This is a genomic window from Kangiella koreensis DSM 16069 (genome assembly GCF_000024085.1).
GTDB classification, from domain to species: Bacteria; Pseudomonadota; Gammaproteobacteria; order Enterobacterales; family Kangiellaceae; genus Kangiella; species Kangiella koreensis.
The window spans coordinates 458888-478694 of the sequence record NC_013166.1; the positions used below are offsets into that span (position 1 = coordinate 458888).

34 protein-coding genes are annotated in these 19807 nt (G+C 44.0%); 32 read left to right on the forward strand and 2 right to left on the reverse strand.

Features of this window, described 5'->3' with window-relative positions; translation table 11 throughout:
* Positions 1–59: 59 nt before the first annotated feature.
* The 32 genes from rpsL to rplQ all read left to right on the forward strand — a co-directional run bounded on the left by rpsL (position 60) and on the right by rplQ (position 18593).
* Positions 60–434: a 30S ribosomal protein S12 gene (rpsL, locus tag KKOR_RS02175; protein ID WP_012800367.1), complete on the forward strand. Its 375-nt coding sequence runs from the start codon at positions 60–62 to the stop codon at positions 432–434.
* Positions 435–749: 315 nt separating this feature from the next.
* Positions 750–1223 (forward strand): 30S ribosomal protein S7, encoded by a 474-nt coding sequence (rpsG, locus tag KKOR_RS02180; RefSeq protein WP_012800368.1) that lies wholly within the window; start codon positions 750–752, stop codon positions 1221–1223.
* A 15-nt stretch (positions 1224–1238) separates the two neighbouring features.
* Complete coding sequence (fusA, locus tag KKOR_RS02185) at positions 1239–3338, forward strand: elongation factor G (RefSeq protein ID WP_012800369.1); 2100 nt, start codon at positions 1239–1241, stop codon at positions 3336–3338.
* A gap of 48 nt (positions 3339–3386) precedes the next feature.
* Entirely contained in the window at positions 3387–4577 is a 1191-nt protein-coding gene (gene tuf, locus KKOR_RS02190; RefSeq protein WP_012800358.1) for an elongation factor Tu, read from the forward strand.
* Between the two features lie 308 nt (positions 4578–4885).
* Positions 4886–5197 (forward strand): 30S ribosomal protein S10, encoded by a 312-nt coding sequence (rpsJ, locus tag KKOR_RS02195; protein ID WP_012800370.1) that lies wholly within the window; start codon positions 4886–4888, stop codon positions 5195–5197.
* A 51-nt stretch (positions 5198–5248) separates the two neighbouring features.
* Complete coding sequence (gene rplC / locus KKOR_RS02200; protein WP_012800371.1) at positions 5249–5881, forward strand: 50S ribosomal protein L3; 633 nt, start codon at positions 5249–5251, stop codon at positions 5879–5881.
* Positions 5882–5898: 17 nt separating this feature from the next.
* A complete protein-coding gene (gene rplD, locus KKOR_RS02205; RefSeq protein ID WP_012800372.1) occupies positions 5899–6501 on the forward strand; it encodes a 50S ribosomal protein L4 in 603 nt (200 codons plus the stop codon).
* Entirely contained in the window at positions 6498–6794 is a 297-nt protein-coding gene (gene rplW, locus KKOR_RS02210) for a 50S ribosomal protein L23 (protein WP_012800373.1), read from the forward strand. The genes rplD and rplW overlap by 4 nt, the downstream gene beginning before the upstream one ends.
* 15 nt (positions 6795–6809) lie before the next feature.
* A complete protein-coding gene (rplB, locus tag KKOR_RS02215) occupies positions 6810–7637 on the forward strand; it encodes a 50S ribosomal protein L2 (protein ID WP_012800374.1) in 828 nt (275 codons plus the stop codon).
* Between the two features lie 11 nt (positions 7638–7648).
* Positions 7649–7930, forward strand: coding sequence for a 30S ribosomal protein S19 (gene rpsS / locus KKOR_RS02220; RefSeq protein ID WP_012800375.1), 282 nt, complete (start codon positions 7649–7651; stop codon positions 7928–7930).
* A 15-nt stretch (positions 7931–7945) separates the two neighbouring features.
* On the forward strand, positions 7946–8278 hold the full coding sequence (rplV, locus tag KKOR_RS02225; protein WP_012800376.1) for a 50S ribosomal protein L22: 333 nt from the start codon (positions 7946–7948) through the stop codon (positions 8276–8278).
* 9 nt (positions 8279–8287) lie between these two features.
* Positions 8288–8989, forward strand: coding sequence for a 30S ribosomal protein S3 (rpsC, locus tag KKOR_RS02230; RefSeq protein ID WP_012800377.1), 702 nt, complete (start codon positions 8288–8290; stop codon positions 8987–8989).
* A gap of 12 nt (positions 8990–9001) precedes the next feature.
* Entirely contained in the window at positions 9002–9409 is a 408-nt protein-coding gene (rplP, locus tag KKOR_RS02235) for a 50S ribosomal protein L16 (protein ID WP_012800378.1), read from the forward strand.
* On the forward strand, positions 9409–9600 hold the full coding sequence (gene rpmC, locus KKOR_RS02240; RefSeq protein WP_012800379.1) for a 50S ribosomal protein L29: 192 nt from the start codon (positions 9409–9411) through the stop codon (positions 9598–9600). Before rplP ends, rpmC begins: the two co-directional genes overlap by 1 nt.
* The gene (gene rpsQ / locus KKOR_RS02245) at positions 9600–9857 is read left to right on the forward strand and encodes a 30S ribosomal protein S17 (RefSeq protein WP_012800380.1); all 258 of its coding nucleotides are present in this window, start codon (positions 9600–9602) and stop codon (positions 9855–9857) included. The genes rpmC and rpsQ overlap by 1 nt, the downstream gene beginning before the upstream one ends.
* 110 nt (positions 9858–9967) lie before the next feature.
* On the forward strand, positions 9968–10336 hold the full coding sequence (rplN, locus tag KKOR_RS02250) for a 50S ribosomal protein L14 (protein WP_012800381.1): 369 nt from the start codon (positions 9968–9970) through the stop codon (positions 10334–10336).
* 13 nt (positions 10337–10349) lie between these two features.
* Entirely contained in the window at positions 10350–10667 is a 318-nt protein-coding gene (gene rplX / locus KKOR_RS02255; RefSeq protein WP_012800382.1) for a 50S ribosomal protein L24, read from the forward strand.
* Between the two features lie 25 nt (positions 10668–10692).
* Positions 10693–11232, forward strand: coding sequence for a 50S ribosomal protein L5 (gene rplE / locus KKOR_RS02260; RefSeq protein WP_041295990.1), 540 nt, complete (start codon positions 10693–10695; stop codon positions 11230–11232).
* Between the two features lie 10 nt (positions 11233–11242).
* Complete coding sequence (gene rpsN / locus KKOR_RS02265) at positions 11243–11548, forward strand: 30S ribosomal protein S14 (protein ID WP_012800384.1); 306 nt, start codon at positions 11243–11245, stop codon at positions 11546–11548.
* Positions 11549–11565: 17 nt separating this feature from the next.
* Positions 11566–11958 carry a 30S ribosomal protein S8 gene (gene rpsH, locus KKOR_RS02270; RefSeq protein ID WP_012800385.1) on the forward strand — a complete coding sequence of 131 codons (393 nt, stop codon included), beginning with the start codon at positions 11566–11568 and terminating at the stop codon, positions 11956–11958.
* A gap of 12 nt (positions 11959–11970) precedes the next feature.
* A complete protein-coding gene (gene rplF, locus KKOR_RS02275; RefSeq protein ID WP_012800386.1) occupies positions 11971–12501 on the forward strand; it encodes a 50S ribosomal protein L6 in 531 nt (176 codons plus the stop codon).
* 12 nt (positions 12502–12513) lie between these two features.
* Positions 12514–12867 (forward strand): 50S ribosomal protein L18, encoded by a 354-nt coding sequence (rplR, locus tag KKOR_RS02280; protein WP_012800387.1) that lies wholly within the window; start codon positions 12514–12516, stop codon positions 12865–12867.
* Positions 12868–12877: 10 nt separating this feature from the next.
* Positions 12878–13381 carry a 30S ribosomal protein S5 gene (gene rpsE, locus KKOR_RS02285; RefSeq protein ID WP_012800388.1) on the forward strand — a complete coding sequence of 168 codons (504 nt, stop codon included), beginning with the start codon at positions 12878–12880 and terminating at the stop codon, positions 13379–13381.
* A gap of 4 nt (positions 13382–13385) precedes the next feature.
* Positions 13386–13568, forward strand: a complete 183-nt coding sequence (rpmD, locus tag KKOR_RS02290; RefSeq protein ID WP_012800389.1) for a 50S ribosomal protein L30 — start codon at positions 13386–13388, stop codon at positions 13566–13568.
* Positions 13569–13572: 4 nt separating this feature from the next.
* Complete coding sequence (gene rplO / locus KKOR_RS02295; protein ID WP_012800390.1) at positions 13573–14010, forward strand: 50S ribosomal protein L15; 438 nt, start codon at positions 13573–13575, stop codon at positions 14008–14010.
* Positions 14010–15350 carry a preprotein translocase subunit SecY gene (gene secY / locus KKOR_RS02300; protein WP_012800391.1) on the forward strand — a complete coding sequence of 447 codons (1341 nt, stop codon included), beginning with the start codon at positions 14010–14012 and terminating at the stop codon, positions 15348–15350. The genes rplO and secY overlap by 1 nt, the downstream gene beginning before the upstream one ends.
* Before the next feature lie 18 nt (positions 15351–15368).
* Positions 15369–15482: a 50S ribosomal protein L36 gene (gene rpmJ, locus KKOR_RS02305; RefSeq protein WP_012800392.1), complete on the forward strand. Its 114-nt coding sequence runs from the start codon at positions 15369–15371 to the stop codon at positions 15480–15482.
* Positions 15483–15569: 87 nt separating this feature from the next.
* Complete coding sequence (gene rpsM, locus KKOR_RS02310; RefSeq protein WP_012800393.1) at positions 15570–15926, forward strand: 30S ribosomal protein S13; 357 nt, start codon at positions 15570–15572, stop codon at positions 15924–15926.
* 20 nt (positions 15927–15946) lie between these two features.
* Positions 15947–16336, forward strand: a complete 390-nt coding sequence (gene rpsK, locus KKOR_RS02315; RefSeq protein WP_012800394.1) for a 30S ribosomal protein S11 — start codon at positions 15947–15949, stop codon at positions 16334–16336.
* A 20-nt stretch (positions 16337–16356) separates the two neighbouring features.
* Positions 16357–16977 (forward strand): 30S ribosomal protein S4, encoded by a 621-nt coding sequence (gene rpsD / locus KKOR_RS02320; RefSeq protein WP_012800395.1) that lies wholly within the window; start codon positions 16357–16359, stop codon positions 16975–16977.
* 23 nt (positions 16978–17000) lie between these two features.
* The gene (locus KKOR_RS02325) at positions 17001–17981 is read left to right on the forward strand and encodes a DNA-directed RNA polymerase subunit alpha (RefSeq protein ID WP_012800396.1); all 981 of its coding nucleotides are present in this window, start codon (positions 17001–17003) and stop codon (positions 17979–17981) included.
* A gap of 207 nt (positions 17982–18188) precedes the next feature.
* Entirely contained in the window at positions 18189–18593 is a 405-nt protein-coding gene (gene rplQ / locus KKOR_RS02330; protein ID WP_012800397.1) for a 50S ribosomal protein L17, read from the forward strand.
* 79 nt (positions 18594–18672) lie between these two features.
* On the opposite strand, the gene KKOR_RS02335 is transcribed toward rplQ, so the two are convergent.
* Both KKOR_RS02335 and KKOR_RS02340 read right to left on the reverse strand, forming a co-directional pair.
* Positions 18673–19062 carry a DUF1761 domain-containing protein gene (locus KKOR_RS02335; RefSeq protein ID WP_012800398.1) on the reverse strand — a complete coding sequence of 130 codons (390 nt, stop codon included), beginning with the start codon at positions 19060–19062 and terminating at the stop codon, positions 18673–18675.
* 67 nt (positions 19063–19129) lie between these two features.
* The gene (locus tag KKOR_RS02340; RefSeq protein ID WP_012800399.1) at positions 19130–19759 is read right to left on the reverse strand and encodes a class I SAM-dependent methyltransferase; all 630 of its coding nucleotides are present in this window, start codon (positions 19757–19759) and stop codon (positions 19130–19132) included.
* Positions 19760–19807: the final 48 nt, after the last annotated feature.

Here is a 19807-nt window from a genome sequence, read left to right on the forward strand (position 1 = left end):
GCGCCCTAGAGTTATCGGCGCGCAAGTTTAGCGTGAACTAGATATAGAGATTTTATTAAATGGCTACAATTAATCAGCTAGTAAGAAAACCTCGCACAAAGCAGGTAAAAAAGACAAACGTTCCTGCATTGGAAGCTTGTCCGCAACGTCGTGGCGTTTGTACTCGTGTTTATACTACTACGCCAAAAAAGCCAAACTCGGCTTTGCGTAAAGTAGCGCGTGTACGCTTAACTAACGGTTATGAAGTTTCTTCATACATCGGTGGTGAAGGTCACAACCTACAAGAGCACAGCGTAGTACTTATCCGTGGCGGTCGTGTAAAAGATTTGCCAGGTGTACGTTATCACTGTGTTCGCGGTACGCTTGACCTTGCAGGTGTTAAAGATCGTAAGCAGGGCCGTTCTAAGTACGGTGCTAAGCGACCAAAAGGTTAATTTAATTCACGCAAAAGCCTTATTGCGGCGTTATTTAGAATTATTTTGCGGCTCATTGGTAAATCACCAAATCGCATTAAAATAATTCAAATGCCTGGCAATAAGACTTTTTCGAAGAATTAAAAGCTAGCTTGCTAAATTAAACGCTAGCAACTGGTCTTAATATCTTTGACATATTGAGACCATACAATTAGAGAATAGTCTAGTAGCTGACCGTCCGGTCGGCTATTTCACTATGTGAGTAAGGCCAGATAAGAAACGTAACTGCTTATTCTGGATTATCCTGAAGTTACACATGCATGAGGAAAATTTAACATGCCAAGAAGACGTGTTGTCGCGAAACGCGAAATCCTTCCTGATCCTAAGTTCGGAAGTGAATTGTTAGCGAAGTTCATAAACGTATTGATGCAAGATGGTAAAAAGTCTACTGCTGAAAAAATTGTTTATGGTGCTTTGGACATTATCACTGAGAAAAAATCAGGCGAAGAGTCATTAGAATTATTTGAGAAAGGCTTAGATAACATCCGCCCTATGGTGGAAGTTAAGTCTCGCCGTGTAGGTGGTTCTACTTATCAGGTACCTGTTGAAGTACGCCCTGCGCGTCAAACAGCATTAGCTATGCGTTGGTTAACTGAAGCTGCTCGTAAGCGTAGCGAAAAATCAATGCGTGAGCGTTTAGCTGGCGAAGTACTTGATGCATTGGAAGGCCGTGGTTCAGCTGTTAAGAAGCGTGAAGATGTTCACCGTATGGCTGAAGCTAACAAAGCTTTCTCACATTTCCGTTGGTAATCCAAGGAGTTTATTGTGGCACGTAAAACCCCTATTGAGAGATACCGTAATGTCGGTATCTGTGCTCACGTAGATGCGGGTAAAACTACTACTACTGAGCGTATTCTTTTCTACACTGGTCTTTCGCATAAGATCGGTGAGGTGCATGATGGCGCTGCTACCATGGATTGGATGGAGCAGGAGCAAGAGCGTGGTATTACTATTACCTCTGCTGCTACTACAACCTTCTGGCGTGGTATGCAAGCTCAGTTCGACGAGCACCGTATTAACATTATCGACACCCCTGGACACGTTGACTTTACCATTGAGGTAGAGCGTTCTTTACGTGTATTGGATGGTGCTGTCGTTGTATTGTGCGGTTCGTCAGGTGTTCAGCCTCAAACTGAAACAGTATGGCGTCAAGCAAATAAGTATGAAGTTCCACGTATGGTATTTGTTAATAAAATGGACCGTACTGGTGCTGACTACTTAAATGTTGTACAGCAATTGAAAGACCGATTGAATGCTAATCCTGTTCCAATGCAATTAACCATTGGTTCAGAAGATGATTTGACCGGTGTTGTCGATCTAGTAAAAATGAAAGCTATCATCTGGAATGAAGAAGACATGGGAATGACTTTTGAATACCAGGATATTCCAGCGGATCTTCAGGATAAGTGTGAAGAGATGCGCATGGAAATGATAGAAGCGGCAGCTGAAGCTACTGAAGAATTGATGGAAAAATATTTGGAAGGCGGCGAGCTAACCGAAGAAGAAATCAAAATGGGTATTCGTAAGCGTACACTTGCTAACGAAATTATCCCTGTTTTCGGTGGTTCCGCATTTAAGAACAAGGGTGTTCAAGCAGTATTAGACGCTATTGTTGAATACATGCCTTCGCCAAAAGAAGTTAAAGCGATTCAAGGTACTGTTGACGATGAAGGCGAGGAATTTGAAATTCGTGAAGCTGATGACAGCGCACCATTTTCAGCCCTGGCGTTCAAAATTGCCACTGACCCATTTGTTGGTACTTTAACCTTCTTCCGTGTTTATTCTGGTGTTATTAATTCTGGTGACAGCATTTACAACTCAGTTAAGCAGAAGAAAGAGCGTATTGGTCGTATCGTTCAGATGCATGCTAATAGCCGTGAGGAAATCAAAGAAGTCCGCGCAGGCGATATTGCTGCTGGTGTTGGCTTTAAAGATGTTACAACAGGTGACACCTTGTGTGATCTTGACCATAAGATCATCCTGGAGCGTATGGAATTCCCTGAGCCGGTAATTTCGGTAGCAGTTGAACCTAAAACCAAAGCTGACCAAGAGAAAATGGGTATTGCTTTAGGTAAGTTGGCGCAAGAAGATCCATCTTTCCGCGTGCGTACTGATGAAGAATCAGGCCAAACCATTATTTCTGGTATGGGTGAGCTTCACTTGGATATTCTCGTTGATCGTATGAAGCGTGAGTTTAAGGTTGAAGCTAATATTGGTGCTCCTCAGGTTGCTTACCGTGAGTCGATTCGCAATACCGTTGAAGTCGAAGGCAAATTCGTACGTCAATCAGGTGGTCGCGGTCAATACGGTCACGTTTGGGTTAAACTTGAGCCGCAAGAAGTTGGCACAGGCTTTGTATTTGAAAATGCTATCGTCGGTGGTGTTGTTCCAAAAGAATACATCGGTGCAGTTGCTAAGGGTATTGAAGAGCAGCTAGAAAACGGTATTCTAGCGGGCTACCCTGTGTTAGACGTTAAAGCGACTCTTTATGATGGTTCTTACCATGATGTCGACTCGAATGAAATGGCGTTTAAGATTGCTGGTAGCTTGGCTGTTAAAAACGCAGCGAAAACTGCTAATCCAGCATTATTAGAGCCTATGATGAAGGTTGAAGTTGTAACACCTGAAGAGTACATGGGCGATGTTATGGGTGACCTTAACCGTCGTCGTGGTCTTGTGAAAGGTATGGGCGAAAATGCCTCCGGCAAAGTAATTGATGCTGAAGTACCGCTTTCAGAAATGTTTGGTTATGCTACTGACGTGCGCAGTTTGTCGCAAGGTCGTGCTAGCTTTACCATGGAGTTCGCGCATTATGCAGAAGCTCCGAATAACATTGCTGAAGCGATTATGAGCAAGAATTCTTAATTTTATTATTGAAACATTAGTTCCAAACTTTAATTAGAGGAATTGAAAATGGCTAAAGAAAAATTTGAACGTAACAAACCGCACGTAAACGTCGGCACTATTGGCCACGTTGACCACGGTAAAACGACCCTAACTGCAGCAATCTGTACTGTATTGGCAAAAGTATACGGCGGTGCCGCTCGAGCTTTCGCAGATATCGATAACGCTCCAGAAGAAAAAGAGCGTGGTATCACGATTTCAACCTCACACGTTGAATACGAAACTCCAGCCCGTCACTATGCACACGTAGACTGCCCAGGCCACGCTGACTATGTTAAAAACATGATCACCGGTGCTGCACAGATGGACGGCGCGATTTTGGTAGTATCGGCTGCAGACGGCCCAATGCCACAGACACGTGAGCACATCTTGTTATCACGTCAGGTAGGTGTACCTAAGATCATCGTATTCTTGAACAAATGCGACATGGTCGACGACGAAGAGTTGTTAGAGCTTGTCGAGATGGAAGTTCGTGAATTGCTAGACCAATACGAATTCCCAGGCGACGACACGCCAATCATCCGTGGTTCAGCGTTGAAAGCGTTGGAAGGTGACGAAGGCCCATTAGGTCAAGAAGCTATCGTAGCATTAGGCGAAGCACTAGACACTTACATCCCAGAGCCAGAGCGTGCGATTGACAAGCCATTCTTGTTGCCAATCGAGGACGTCTTCTCAATCTCAGGTCGTGGTACGGTAGTAACCGGCCGTGTTGAGAGCGGTGTGGTCAAAGTGGGTGAAGAGATCGAAATCGTTGGTATCAAAGATACAACGAAGACTACGGTAACTGGTGTAGAGATGTTCCGTAAATTGCTTGACCAAGGTGAAGCAGGCGACAACGTAGGTGTACTACTACGTGGTACTAAGCGTGATGAAGTTGAGCGTGGTCAGGTATTGGCACACGTTGGCACTATCAACCCGCATACTCGTTTCGAAGCTGAAGTGTATGTTCTATCAAAAGAAGAAGGTGGTCGTCATACTCCATTCTTCAAAGGCTACCGTCCACAGTTCTACTTCCGTACGACTGACGTAACGGGTGCTTGTGAACTACCAGAAGGCGTAGAGATGGTTATGCCAGGTGATAACATCAAAATGAACGTAGAGTTGATCGCTCCGATTGCGATGGACGAAGGTTTGCGCTTTGCGATCCGTGAAGGCGGTCGTACAGTAGGCGCTGGTGTTGTTGCTAAAATTCTTGAATAATTGATAGCAGCTGTTTAAGAGCGAGTCTTCGGACTCGCTTTTTTATTAAGTTCTTTTTGCGACTTATTTGCCAAAAGGCTTGTTATAAGCGACCTTTTGCAATATAATGCGCGTCCCTTAGTAGGCGTAACGGCCACTATTAGGGTTGTTCTTGCGAAGCAATCTCAGACTTTTTAGAAAGTAAGTTATTGATTTTGCTAACAACGGGCTCGATTGGAGTCTGATATAGTTTGGTAACCGCACCCCTCGTTGTAGCAGGGTGGAGCGGTTTTTTATGTTCTTTAATTTTTAAAGTGGAGTTCTTTGCAATGGCAAAGCAACGTATTCGAATCAGATTGAAAGCGTTTGATCACAAGTTGATTGACCAATCGACTTCAGAGATCGTAAATACCGCTAAACGTACAGGTGCTCAGGTAAAAGGTCCTATCCCTTTACCAACTCGTAAAGAGCGTTTCACCATCCTGGTTTCTCCGCACGTAAATAAAGATGCGCGTGATCAGTATGAAATTCGTACGCATAAGCGTTTGGTGGACATCATCGAGCCAACGGAAAAAACAGTTGATGCTTTGATGAAGTTGGATTTGGCTGCTGGTGTTGATGTTCAAATTAGCCTTTCTTAAGGCAACACTAGAAGCAAGGTAGATAACCATTTCGGTTGAGGTTTATAAAACATGGCTATCGGAATAGTAGGTATAAAACGAGGAATGACTCGTGTCTTCACTGAAGACGGCGTGTCTATCCCGGTTACCGTAGTAGAAGCCGATCCAAACCGCATCGCGCAGTTGAAAACAACTGACGTTGACGGTTATGAAGCGGTCCAGATTACTACAGGAAGCCGTAAGGCAAACCGCATCAGTAAGGCGGAAGCTGGACATTATAAGAAAGCTGGCGTTGAAGCAGGTCGTAGTTTATGGGAGTTCCGCGTGAATTCTTTGGACGGCTTTGAAGTTGGTGGCGTAGTTAAAGTTGATATCTTTGAAGCGGGTCAGAAAGTTGACGTAACAGGTACCTCTAAAGGTAAAGGTTACGCTGGCGTAATTAAACGCTGGAACTTCCGCGGTCAAGATTCTACCCACGGTAACTCTTTGTCTCACCGTGCTCCAGGTTCTATTGGTCAAAACCAAACTCCTGGTCGCGTATTTAAAGGCAAGAAGATGTCAGGTCATATGGGTGCTGAGCGTGTAACGGTACAAACTCTTGAAGTTGTACGTGTTGATGCTGAGCGCAATTTGTTGTTAATCAAAGGTGCCGTCCCAGGCGCTACCGGTGGTGACGTTATCGTACGTCCTGCTGAGAAAGCCTAGGCCAAGAGGAGTTGACTATGGAACTTAGTTTAACATCTGGCGGCGCAATCAAGGTTTCTGAAGTGGCTTTTGGTCGTGAGTTTAACGAATCATTAGTTCACCAGGTGGTCGTTGCTTATTTAGCGGCTGCTCGTGCCGGTACTCGTGCACAAAAGAACCGTAGCGCTGTTAGTGGTGGTGGTAAGAAGCCATGGCGTCAAAAAGGTACAGGTCGTGCCCGTGCTGGTACAATCCGTAGCCCATTATGGCGTAAAGGTGGTGTTACTTTTGCCGCGCAACCACAAGACTACACGCAAAAAGTTAACCGCAAAATGTATCGCGGTGCTATCCAAAGCATTCTTTCTGAGTTGGTTCGTCAAGAGCGTTTAATCGTTGTTGAAGACTTCTCGGTTTCAGCGCCAAAAACTAAAGAGTTAGCGGCTAAGCTGAAAGAATTGGATGTTAAAGAAGCATTAATCGTAACAGATTCTGTTGATGAGAATTTGTTCTTAGCTTCTCGCAACTTGTACAAAGTTGACGTGCGCGATGTGAACGCACTTGACCCTGTCAGCCTAATCGGTTTTGACAAGGTGATCATGACGGTTCCTGCGATTAAGAAAGTAGAGGAGATGTTAGGATGAACCAAGAGCGTATCTTAAAAGTTCTTCTGGCCCCTCACGTTTCAGAGAAAGCGACGATTTTGGCTGAGCGCGATGGTCAGTTTGTATTTAAAGTGGCCAAAGATGCTAACAAGCGTGAAATTAAGAAAGCCGTTGAAACCTTGTTTGAGGTTGAAGTGGAATCTGTTCGCACTTTGAACATGAAAGGTAAGCGTAAGCGTTTTGGTCTTGTAGAAGGCCGTCGTCCGAATTGGAAGAAAGCTTATGTATCATTGAAGCCTGGTCAAGACCTTGACTTTGCAGGCGGCGAGTAAGAAGGAGACAAGTAAATGGCAATTGTAAAAGCTAAACCAACTTCTCCTGGACGCCGCTTTGTAATCAAAGTGGTCAATCCAGACTTGCATAAGGGTAAACCTGAAGCAAGTTTGCTTGAGAAGAAATCTAAAAATGGTGGTCGTAATAACAATGGTCGCATTACAGTGCGTCACGTTGGCGGTGGTCATAAGCAACATTACCGTGTTATCGACTTCAAACGTAATAAAGATGGTATCCCAGCGAAAGTTGAACGTCTTGAGTATGATCCAAACCGTAGTGCACACATTGCTTTGGTTTGTTACTCAGATGGTGAGCGTCGTTACATTATCGCTCCTAAAGGTTTAAAAGCTGGTGACCCTATCATTTCTGGCGATGCAGCACCTATTAAAACGGGTAACACATTGCCAATGCGTAACATTCCGGTTGGTTCTGTTGTTCACAACATTGAACTTAAACCTGGTAAAGGTGCGCAAATGGCTCGTAGCGCAGGTGCTTACGCCCAAATCGTTGCACGTGATAGTGCATACGTAACTCTACGTTTGCGTTCGGGCGAAATGCGTAAAGTGCTTTCAGAATGTCGCGCCACTATTGGTGAGGTTGGCAACTCTGAGCATATGTTACGTAGCCTGGGTAAAGCGGGTGCTAAACGCTGGCGCGGTGTTCGCCCGACAGTTCGAGGCGTCGCTATGAACCCGGTAGACCACCCACATGGTGGTGGTGAAGGTCGTACTTCTGGTGGTCGTCATCCTGTGTCTCCATGGGGTGTTCCAACCAAAGGTAAGAAAACCCGTAGTAATAAGCGCACTGACAAGCTAATTGTCCGTCGCCGTAACAAACGATAGAGGATAGCACTGTGGCACGTTCGTTAAAGAAAGGCCCATTCATCGACCTTCATTTATTGAAGAAGGTTGAAGAAGCTGCGGCCTCTGGTAACAAGAAACCGATTAAAACGTGGTCTCGTCGTTCAACCGTATTCCCTGAAATGGTTGGTTTGACGATTGCCGTTCACAATGGTCGTCAGCACGTACCTGTTTTCGTAAACGAAGACATGGTAGGTCATAAGTTAGGCGAGTTTGTATTGACTCGTACTTACCATGGCCATGATGTTGACAAGAAAGCCAAGAAGAAGAAGTAAGGCGAGGAGTGAAAGATGGAAGTAGCAGCTAAATTGCGCAATGCTAGCATCTCGGCACAGAAAATGCGTCTCGTCGCCGACCAGATTCGTGGCTTGCCAGTAGAGAAAGCGTTGAACGTTCTTGAGTTTAGCCCAAAAAAGGCAGCTCGATTAATTAAGAAAGTTCTTGAGTCTGCGATTGCTAACGCTGAGCACAATGAAGGCGCAGATATCGATGAGTTGAAAGTTTCAACTGTGTTCGTCGATGAAGGCCCAACTGCCAAGCGTATGCGTCCCCGCGCTAAAGGTCGTGGCGACCGTATTTTGAAGCGTTCTAGCCACGTAACCGTTAAAGTATCGGATAACTAGGAGAAGGTAATGGGTCAAAAAGTACATCCTACTGGTATCCGCTTAGGTATCGTAAAGAAGCATACTGCTACTTGGTATGCTGAGCGCGGCGATTTTGCGGATTACCTTGAGAGTGACATCAACATCCGTAAGTGGTTGTTCAAAGAATTGAAGAACGCCTCTATATCGCGAGTTGATATTGAGCGTCCTGCAAAAGCAATTCGTGTGACTATTCACACTGCGCGCCCTGGTATCGTCATCGGTAAGAAAGGTGAAGATATCGAGAAGTTACGCGCGAAGATTGCCAACATGGCAGGCGTTTCAGCCCAAGTATCTGTAGAGCAGGTACGTAAGCCTGAGTTGGATGCCCAGCTTGTAGGTGACAACGTTGCTCAACAGCTTGAGCGTCGTGTTATGTTCCGTCGCGCCATGAAGCGTGCGGTACAAAATGCAATGCGTCTTGGTGCTGAGGGTATCAAAATCGAAGTAAGTGGTCGTTTAGGTGGCGCTGAGATCGCTCGTACAGAGTGGTATCGCGAAGGTCGTGTTCCATTGCACACATTACGTGCGGACATTGATTACGCAACATCTGAAGCATTGACGACTTACGGAATCATCGGCATTAAAGTATGGATTTTCAAAGGTGAAGTTCTTCCAGGCCAAGAAAAAGTTGAGCCAAAAGAAGATAAGAAACCTCGCCGCAGAAAACCTGCTCCTAAAGCTAAGAAATAGGGGTGAGCAAGTATGTTATTGCCAAAAAGAACTAAATATCGCAAGCAGCACAAACTGCGTAACCGTGGCACAGTAGCTCATGATGTGAGCTTCGGTGAATTCGGTTTGAAAGCGACAGGTCGCGGTCGTATGACAGCACGCCAAATTGAGGCTGCTCGTCGTGCAATGACCCGTCATATGAAACGTGCCGGTAAGGTTTACATTCGTGTATTTCCTGACAAGCCAATTACCAAAAAGCCTCTTGAAGTGCGTATGGGTAAAGGTAAGGGTAGCGTTGAGTACTGGGTTGCACAAATTCAGCCGGGCCGTATGTTATATGAAGTTGAGGGTATTTCGGAGGATTTAGCACGTGAAGCGTTCGCTTTAGCTGCTGCAAAACTTCCTTTCAAAACTACCTTTGTTAAACGGACGGTGATGTAATGAAAGCGACAGAATTGAAAGACAAGAGCGTTGAAGAGCTCAACGTAACGTTGCACGAATTGTTACAAGATCAATTCAAGTTACGTATGGAAAAGGCTACGGGCCAAATGACGGAAACGCATAAAGTGCGTGAATTACGTCGTGATATTGCTCGTGTTAAAACCATAATCAACCAAAAGGCGGCGTCATAATGAGCACTGATACTATTCAACGCACATTACAGGGCAAAGTAATCAGCGACAAGATGGATAAATCTATCACTGTCTTGATTGAGCGCCAGGTAAAACACCCGCTGTACGGTAAATTCATCAAGCGTTCGACTAAAATCCACGCTCATGATGAAACTAACGAGTGTAAAACGGGTGATGTAGTCCGAATCGTTGAGTGTCGTCCTATCTCTAAATCCAAATCTTTTAAGTTGGTAGAGATAGTAGAACGCGCTAAGTAATTTTGGATAAAGCCTGCCCCGAGTAATTAGTTTTCCTCGGGGTTAGGAATTTAAGTAATTTAATGGTATACTCTCGCGCCATTTTAGCGCGGGTTTAAGCGGAGAAAACCATGATCCAGATGCAATCAATGCTAGACGTAGCTGATAACTCAGGCGCTCGTCGAGTAATGTGTATTAAAGTACTGGGTGGTTCGCATCGCCGTTACGCCAACATTGGTGACGTAATCAAAGTGAGCGTAAAAGAAGCGATTCCACGCGGTAAGGTGAAAAAAGGTGACGTTCTAAACGCAGTTGTAGTACGTACTCGTAAGGGCGTACGTCGTCCAGACGGTTCTTTGATCCGTTTCGATGGTAATGCTGCTGTTATTTTGAACAACAACTTACAGCCGATTGGTACTCGTATCTTTGGACCTGTTACACGTGAACTACGTGGTGACAAGTTTATGAAGATCGTGTCTTTGGCACCGGAAGTACTGTAGAGAGACGAGAATCATGCAAAAGATTAAAAGTGGCGACGAAGTCATCGTAATCGCAGGCAAAGATAAAGGTAAGCGCGGTAACGTTAAGCGTGTTTTATCAAATGGTCGCGTGATTGTTGATGGCATCAATTTGGTGAAGAAACACACCAAGCCAAGTCAAAATCCGGATGGTTCTATCAATGAAGGTGGAATTGTCGATAAAGAAGCATCGTTAGACATGTCTAACTTAGCGATTTATAACCCATCTACTGGCAAAGCAGATCGTGTGGGCTTTAAAGTAGAAGACGGTAAGAAATCACGCTTCTTTAAGAAAACTGGCGAAACAATTTAATTTGTTAATATTCAGGTAATTAATGATGGCGAAACTGCACAACTTTTACAAAGAGACTGTGGTACCCCAACTTCTCGAGAAGTTTGAGTACCAATCAGTTATGCAAGTCCCACGCATTACCAAGATCACATTAAACATGGGTCTGGGTGAGGCTATTGCGGACAAGAAAATTCTTGAGCACGCAGTCAACGATATGACAGCTATCTCAGGCCAAAAACCAATTATCACTAAAGCACGCAAATCAATTGCAGGCTTTAAGATTCGTGATGATTATCCTATTGGCTGTAAAGTGACTCTGCGTGGCGAGCGTATGTGGGAATTTCTCGAGAGATTTGTTTCTATCGCGATTCCACGTATTCGTGACTTCCGTGGTTTGAATCCTAAATCGTTCGATGGTCGTGGTAACTACTCAGTTGGTATCAAGGAACAAATTATCTTCCCTGAAATCGACTACGATAAAGTAGATAAAATCCGCGGTATGGATATCACAATCACAACCACGGCAACTACCAATGATGAAGGTCGCGCATTGTTAGATGCGTTTAACTTCCCATTGAAATCATAAGGGGCACGCTATGGCTAAAAGATCAATGATTGAGCGTGAATTAAAGCGTGCTAACACTGTAGAGAAGTACGCTGCAAAACGCGCTGAGCTTAAAGCAATCATCAAAAATCCTAACTCTTCTGAAGAAGAAATTTGGGATGCTCAGGTGAAGCTTCAAAAGCTACCACGTAATGCAAATCCTGTGCGTCAACGTAACCGTTGTCGTGTAACTGGACGTCCACATGCTTACTTACGCAAATTCGGCTTATGCCGTAATAAGCTTCGCGAGCATGCTATGAAAGGTGACGTTCCTGGTTTGGTTAAGGCTAGCTGGTAAAGCTTGGGAGAATCACTATGAGTATGCAAGATCCTATTGCAGATATGTTGACTCGTATTCGTAACGGCCAGACCGCTGCGAAGAAAAATGTCGCTATTCCTGCATCAAAATTAAAAAAAGCTATCGCTCAAGTTTTAGTTGATGAAGGTTTCATCGCTGGCTTTAGCGTAGAAGAAGGTACAAAACCGACCATGACTATTGAGTTGAAATATTACCAAGGTCGTCCGGTTATCGAAGAATTGAAGCGTGTAAGTCGTCCTAGTCTACGTATCTATAAGAAAGTAGATGAGCTACCTAAAGTAATTGGTGGTTTAGGCGTTGCGATCATTTCTACTTCTAAAGGTGTTATGACTGACCGCGCGGCCCGTAAAAATGGCCACGGCGGTGAAGTTCTTTGCACTGTAGCGTAAGGGGAGAATAAGATGTCACGTGTAGCAAAAAGCGCTGTATCTATCCCTTCAGGTGTTGAAGTAAACATCAAAGATGGCGTGATCAGTGTAAAAGGTTCAAAAGGTCAGCTAGAACAAGCTTTGCATTCTGACGTTGAATTGAAAGTTGAAGATGGTGAAATTTCTTTCACACCTTCAGCTGGCGTAGAAAGCTGGGCTATGGCTGGTACATATCGTGCACTAGTTAACAACATGATTACAGGCGTTACTGACGGTTTCGAAAAGAAACTTCAGCTTGTTGGTGTTGGTTATCGTGCACAGGTTCAAGGTAAAAAATTGAACTTAAGCCTAGGTTTCTCTCACCCAGTAGAGTTCGAAGCACCGGAGGGCATTACTATTGAGGCGCCTTCTCAAACAGAATTACTTGTTAAAGGTGCTGACAAACAAGTCGTGGGTCAGGTTGCGGCAAACATTCGTGCCTATCGTCCACCAGAGCCTTACAAAGGCAAAGGTGTTCGTTATGCTGACGAGCGTATTGTTCGTAAAGAAGCCAAGAAGAAATAGTAGGGCAGGGTTATGAAGAAGAAAATTCAACGTTTGCGTCGTGCGGCTAAAAGCCGTGCAAAAATGCATGAACTAGGCGTTAACCGTCTAGTTATTAACAGAACCCCTCGCCACATTTACGCACAAGTAATCAGCGGTGAGAACGGTAATGTGATCGCTAGCGCTTCGACTGTCGAGAAGACAGTTCGCGGTGACGTTAAGTCTACGGGTAATGTCGATGCTGCAAAGCATATCGGTACCTTGGTAGCTGAGCGTGCCTTGGAAGCGGGTGTAAAGCAGGTTGCTTTCGACCGTAGTGGTTTTAAATATCATGGTCGCGTTCAAGCTTTGGCTGATGCGGCTCGTGAGAAAGGCTTACAATTCTAAGGTGTGAAGCATGGCAAAAGATATGAATAACCAAGAAGGTTTAGTTGAGAAATTGGTCAACGTAAACCGCGTTGCCAAAGTGGTTAAAGGTGGTCGTATTTTCGGCTTCACAGCTTTGACTGTTGTTGGTGATGGTAAAGGTAAAGTTGGCTTTGGTCGTGGTAAAGCAAAAGAAGTCCCTGTTGCGATTCAAAAAGCAATGGAGCAGGCTCGTCGTAATATGATTCAAGTTGAATTGAAAGACGGCCACACTTTGCAACACGCAGTAAAAGCAGCGCATGGTGCATCAAAGGTGTACATGCAACCAGCCTCTGAAGGTACTGGTATTATCGCAGGCGGTGCAATGCGTGCGGTATTTGAAGTGCTAGGTATCCAAAATATCTTGGCAAAAAGCATTGGCTCTACAAACCCAATTAATATCGTTCGTGCAACGATTAACGGTTTGAAGCAAATGACTTCTCCAGAAGATATGGCTGCCAAGCGTGGTAAAACTGTAGAAGAGATTTTGGACTAAGACCATGGCAAAGAAAATGATGAAAGTAACGCAGACGCGTTCAAGCATCGGCCGCTTGGAAAGCCATAAGGCTAGCTTGCGTGGCCTAGGTTTGCGTCGTATCGGTCATACGGTAGAAGTTGAAGACACTGCTTCAACTCGCGGTATGGTAAATAAAGTTTACTACATGGTTAGTGTAGAGGAGTAATATCATGCGTTTAAATACATTGATGCCAGCTCCTGGTAGTAAAAAAGATCGCAAACGTGTAGGTCGCGGTATCGGTTCTACTGATGGTAAAACTGCTGGTCGTGGTCACAAAGGTCAGAAATCACGTTCTGGTGGTTTCAATAAGATTGGTTTTGAGGGCGGTCAGATGCCTTTGAAACAGCGTTTGCCTAAGTTTGGTTTTAAATCGCGTAAAGCTTTAGTTAGTGCGGAAATTCGTTTAGACGAGCTAGCAAAAGTTGAAGGTGAAGTGGTTGATATGTTGAGCTTGAAAAAAGCTGGCCTTATCACAAACAACATCGAAAACGTTAAAATCATGCTATCAGGTAACATTGAACGTGCTGTCACAGTAACCGGTGGCGTTCGTGTTAGCAAAGGCGCAAAAGCTGCTATTGAAGCAGCTGGTGGAAAGGTTGAAGAATAATGGCATTATCACCACAGCAATCAGCTAAAAGCGGTGGTTTAGGTGAGCTCAAACAGCGATTGCTGTTTGTGCTCATGGCTATTATTGTTTTCCGGATTGGTTCTTTTATTCCAGTTCCGGGCGTTGACGGCTCTGTTTTGCAAGCATTCTTGGAAAATCAGGGTGGAACTATCTTTACGATGTTCAACGTATTCTCAGGTGGTGCGCTTGAGCGTGCTTCCGTATTTGCGCTAGGTATTATGCCGTACATTTCGGCCTCTATTATTATGCAAATATTGAGTTTTGTTGATCCACGCCTGAAAGAGATCAAGAAGGAAGGCGAAAGTGGCCGCCGTAAAATTAACCAATATACTCGTTACTTGACTGTTGCATTGGCAACAATTCAAGCAGTTGGTATGTCTACTCAATTACCTGGATTAATTCCTGGCTTAGTTGCTAACCCCGATTTCTCGTTTTATTTCATCGCGGTTGTGACTTTAGTTACGGGAACTATGTTTTTGATGTGGTTGGGTGAGCAAATCACTGAGCGTGGTATTGGTAATGGTATCTCTATCATTATTTTGGTAGGTATTGTTGCAGGTTTCCCTCAAGCGATTGCTCAGATATTCTCTGATGCATATGACGGTGACCGTAATATTCTAGGTGTTCTTGTATTTGGTGTTTTCGCATTAGCGGTAGTTTACTTTATCGTATGGTTTGAGCGCGCTCAGCGTCGCATTACCATTAATTATGCAAAACGTCAGCAAGGAAACAAAGTTTTTGCAGCGCAAAGCAGTTTCTTGCCAATGAAACTTAATATGGCAGGTGTTATCCCAGCTATCTTTGCATCGAGCATCGTACTATTCCCGGGTACTTTATTATCCTGGTTTGGTAGCGGCTCGGGTGAAGTCTCCTGGTTAACAACCATGGCTCAGAATTTACAGCCAGGTAAACCTGTATACATTATGTTGTATGCTGTTGGTATTATCTTCTTTGCATTCTTTTATACTGCATTGACGCAGAACCCAAGAGATACTGCAGACAATTTAAAGAAGTCAGGAGCATTTATTCCGGGTATTCGTCCTGGTCAACAAACAGCACAGTACCTTGATAAAGTCACAACACGTTTGACTTTCTGGGGTGCTCTATACATGACCGCTGTATGTTTAATGCCAGAGTTCCTAATCCTGATCTTTAATTATCCGTTCTACTTCGGTGGAACTTCACTGCTGATCATTGTTGTTGTTGCCATTGATTTTATGGCTCAGGTGCAAGCTCACCTTATGTCGCAGCAATATGATTCAGTACTTAAGAAAGCGAATCTTAAGAAACAGGGCCCGTCGGGTCGTGTTCGTCGCTAAAGCATGTTGGAGTAGCAAATGAAAGTTCGTGCTTCTGTAAAAAAAATGTGCCGTAACTGCAAAGTGATTCGTCGTCACGGCAGTGTTCGCGTTATCTGTACTGACCCACGCCATAAACAGCGTCAAGGTTAGTCATTTAATTGGTTGATTTTCAGGCGTGATATGGCTAGAATACGCGGCCTTTCACGCCTGCTTATTTAATTTAGGAGAAATTGTTAAATGGCTCGTATAGCTGGTATTAACATTCCGGTACATAAGCATGCTGATGTCGCCTTGACCGCTATCTATGGTATCGGTCGTCCTCGTGCACAAAAAATTTGTGCTGCTGCAGGAGTTGAAACTACTGCAAAGATCAAAGATTTGAACGATGACCAAATTGAGAATCTACGTAACGAGGTGAGCAAATTTACCGTTGAAGGTGATTTGCGTCGCGAAATCAACATGAATATTAAACGTTTGATGGACTTGGGTTGTTTCCGTGGTATCCGTCATCGTCGTAACCTGCCATTGCGCGGTCAACGTACGAAGACAAATGCACGCACCCGTAAAGGTCCTCGTAAACCAATCAAGAAATAATGGTTATGGTGGAATAACACATGGCGAAATCACCTCGTACTACCAAGAAGAAAGTTAAAAAGCACGTTGTTGATGGTATGGCGCATATTCACGCGTCGTTTAACAATACCATCGTAACGATCACAGACCGTCAAGGTAATGCTCTTGCATGGGCAACTTCGGGTGGTTCTGGCTTCCGTGGTTCACGTAAATCGACACCATTTGCTGCACAGGTAGCCGCTGATCGCGCTGCTCAAGTAGTAAAAGAAATGGGTATGAAGAACGTTGAAGTTTTTGTTAAAGGTCCTGGACCAGGTCGTGAATCAGCGGTTCGTGCATTAAATGCAGCTGGCTTCAAGATCACTAACATAACTGACGTGACACCTATTCCTCACAATGGTTGTCGTCCGCCTAAAAAGCGTCGTGTATAAGAGATTAACGGGAGTTTGAAATGGCTAGATATCTAGGTCCAAAGCTCAAATTGTCGCGTCGTGAAGGTGTCGATTTAGGACACAAGTCTGGCGTACGTGCAATTGAGACTAAATGTAAAATTGAAGTAGCCCCTGGTCAGCATGGCGCGCGTCGAAGCCGTCTTTCTGACTATGGTTTACAGTTACGTGAAAAGCAAAAAGTTCGTCGTATTTATGGCGTACTTGAGCGTCAATTCCGCAACTACTACAAAGAAGCTGATCGTCTAAAAGGTGCAACAGGTGTTAACTTGTTACAACTTTTGGAATCTCGCTTGGATAATGTTGTTTATCGTATGGGTTATGCTGCTACTCGTGGTGAAGCTCGTCAATTAGTTAGCCATAAAGCTATCTTGATAAACGGCGAAACAGTCAATATTCCTTCTTACACGGTAAAAGCAGAAGACGTTGTTTCTGTTCGTGAGAAGTCACAGAAGCAAGCGCGTATCGTCGCTGCTCTGGAATTGGCTGCGCAGCGTGACAAGCCAGAGTGGATTGAAGTTGATGGTAAGAAAATGGAAGGTCAGTTTAAGCGTGTTCCAGAACGCTCTGAGCTAGACGCCAGCATCAATGAAAACCTAATCGTAGAGTTGTACTCTAAGTAATTTTAATCCTTGAGAGGGATCATATGTCAGCGACTGAATTTCTGACTCCGCGCCAAATTAAGGTTGAATCAAGCGAAGGCACAAAAGCCAGAGTTGTACTTGAACCTTTTGAGCGTGGTTTTGGACACACTTTGGGTAACTCACTACGTCGCATCTTGCTATCTTCTATGCCAGGTGCCGCAGTGACAGAAGTAGAAATCGACGGTGTTCTTCATGAGTACTCAGCTATTGAGGGCGTTCAAGAAGACGTTATCGATATCCTTTTGAACTTAAAAGGGTTGGCTGTTCGCCTTGAAGATAAAGAAGTAGCTACTTTAACTCTTCAGAAAAAAGGTGAAGGCGTCGTGACTGCTGCTGACATTGAAGAAGTATCAGGCACTGAAGTGGTCAACAAAGATCACTACATCGCTACCTTGAATAAAGGTGGTGCATTGAATATGCGCATTAAAATTCGCCTAGGGCGTGGTTACGAGGCTTCTAATACTCGTAAACAACCTGAGGGTGAAGATAAAGCAATTGGTGTATTACAAGTTGATGCTTCTTTCAGCCCAATGAAGAAAGTTTCCTACACAGTCGAGTCGGCTCGTGTAGAGCAACGTACAGATTTGGACAAGCTTGTTTTAGACCTTGAAACAAATGGTACTATTGACCCAGAAGAAGCGATTCGCCGTAGCGCAACGATTCTTCAGGAACAATTGGCAGCATTCGTTGACTTAAAAGATGAAAAACAAGCTGAGCCAGAGAAAGAAGAACCAGAAATCGACCCGATCCTATTGCGTCCGGTTGATGATCTGGAGCTGACTGTTCGTTCTGCTAATTGTCTTAAAACTGAGAATATCCATTATATTGGTGACTTGGTACAGCGCACTGAAGTTGAGTTGCTTAAAACTCCTAACCTTGGTAAGAAGTCTTTAACTGAAATTAAAGACGTTCTTGCATCACGTGGTTTGTCTTTGGGTATGCGTTTAGAGAATTGGCCACCATCAAGTATTCTTGGTGACTAAGTCTCAGCAGTAAGAATTAGGCGCAAGACATGTCTTGCGCCTTTTTATTCATAGTTAACTATGAATAGTATTGGTAATTTTTTGAATTTATTCAGACAGTTACCTGATTGCTCAATAGTGAAACTATTGATTAAGTATTAGCTATTAGCTAAGTAAGCTTTTGTAGTACTACAGCAGGCTACAATTAAATAGAGTGAGGAACTCAATATGCGTCATCAAAAATCAGGTCGTAAATTAAACCGTAACAGTTCACACCGTAAAGCTATGTTCCGTAACATGACTTCGTCATTAATTGAGCATGAGCTTATTCGTACTACTTTGCCAAAAGCAAAAGAACTACGTCGTGTAGCTGAGCCTTTGATTACTCTTGCTAAAACTGACTCAGTAGCAAATCGTCGATTAGCTTTTGCTCGTCTTCGTAACAATGCTACCGTTGCTAAGCTTTTTGCTGAGCTAGGTCCGCGTTACCAAGAACGCCCGGGTGGTTACTTGCGTATCCTTAAGTGTGGTAATCGTCCAGGCGATAATGCACCAATGGCATACGTTGAGTTAGTAGACCGTCCAGTGGTTGAAGACGATGTCGATTTGGACGAAGTAGTTACTGAAGAGTAATTATTAGTTGTGACATTAAAAAGCCCGCTTATGCGGGCTTTTTTGTGGTCATAAGTAATGAGTTTTAAGTCTAGAGCGACTAATGCCAGCTGCCGAGTATTAAGCCAAACATAGTGAATTGTAGGATATGGTAGCCGCCATCAATCAGTAAGTGGCGAAGTGTTCTATTGCTAAACTGATAGGTTATTCCAAGTCCAAGAAATACAAGAGCACCGATTAAGCCGGATATGGTCAGTGCATTAATAAGCTCTGGCTTCGGGCCGAGTAAATCTGCAACAATGAAAACTGCTATTACTGAGAATGTAAAGCTAAGGATAAAGACGCTGGGTTTTTGTTTGATATCCTCAGCCTTTAATTGCATTTCTTCAAGCCACATCCGGCCAAATAGTAGCGGAGAATACCAAAGTCCGCCAATGGCAAAAGATAGCAATGCCGCTACTACAACTGCAAAATAGTTAATCTCCGGCATACCCTTTTCTCCCGTGTAATTAGTCGTTATTTGTACAGCTTAGCATAAATATTCTAGAAAGAGCCTGTCATAATGTGATGTGCAATATATAACCTTCAAAGTACTCTGGCTCATGACAATACCAATCGAGTAGTTCGCATTCGTGCTTTGCTATGACACGTTCCGCCAGATCAAAGAACGGTTGCCTGCCAGGATCAGCAAGTAGGATATGACCTACACCGGCTCGCTTTGCGCGATTAATAAGGTTGTAGTGTATGTCTGCAAGATTATCCCAGAAGCAAATATCTGCGCCAAATATGATGTCGTAACTGGACATCATTTTCTTGGTTAGCTTATCAAAACTAATGACTTTGGTGTCAACTTCAACCAAGTTGAGGGCAGCTTGGAGTTCCAGAAATGGGAGAACTTCTTCATCAAGGTCGGTACCTGTTACTTTGCATCCAGCATGATGAGCACAGAATATACTGGTAGGTCCCCATCCACAGCCGAGCTCTAATACTTTTTGTTTGCTATGGAGTAGCTGTGTGTGGAGGAAGTAGTCCATTAATAAAAAGCTGCTATTCCAGGTTTTGTGCCCATGAATGGAAGGAGTGTGGTGCTTTTTTAGCTTCTTAACGAGACGATGTTTGTTTTCCAACAATAAAATACCGTAGGCTTGAAAAGTATAGTCTTCAGGTAGTTCTTGTAGTTCAGGCATAATTAAACTGTGTTAATTTCAATAACTGTTCAGTGTAAGCAGTTTGTA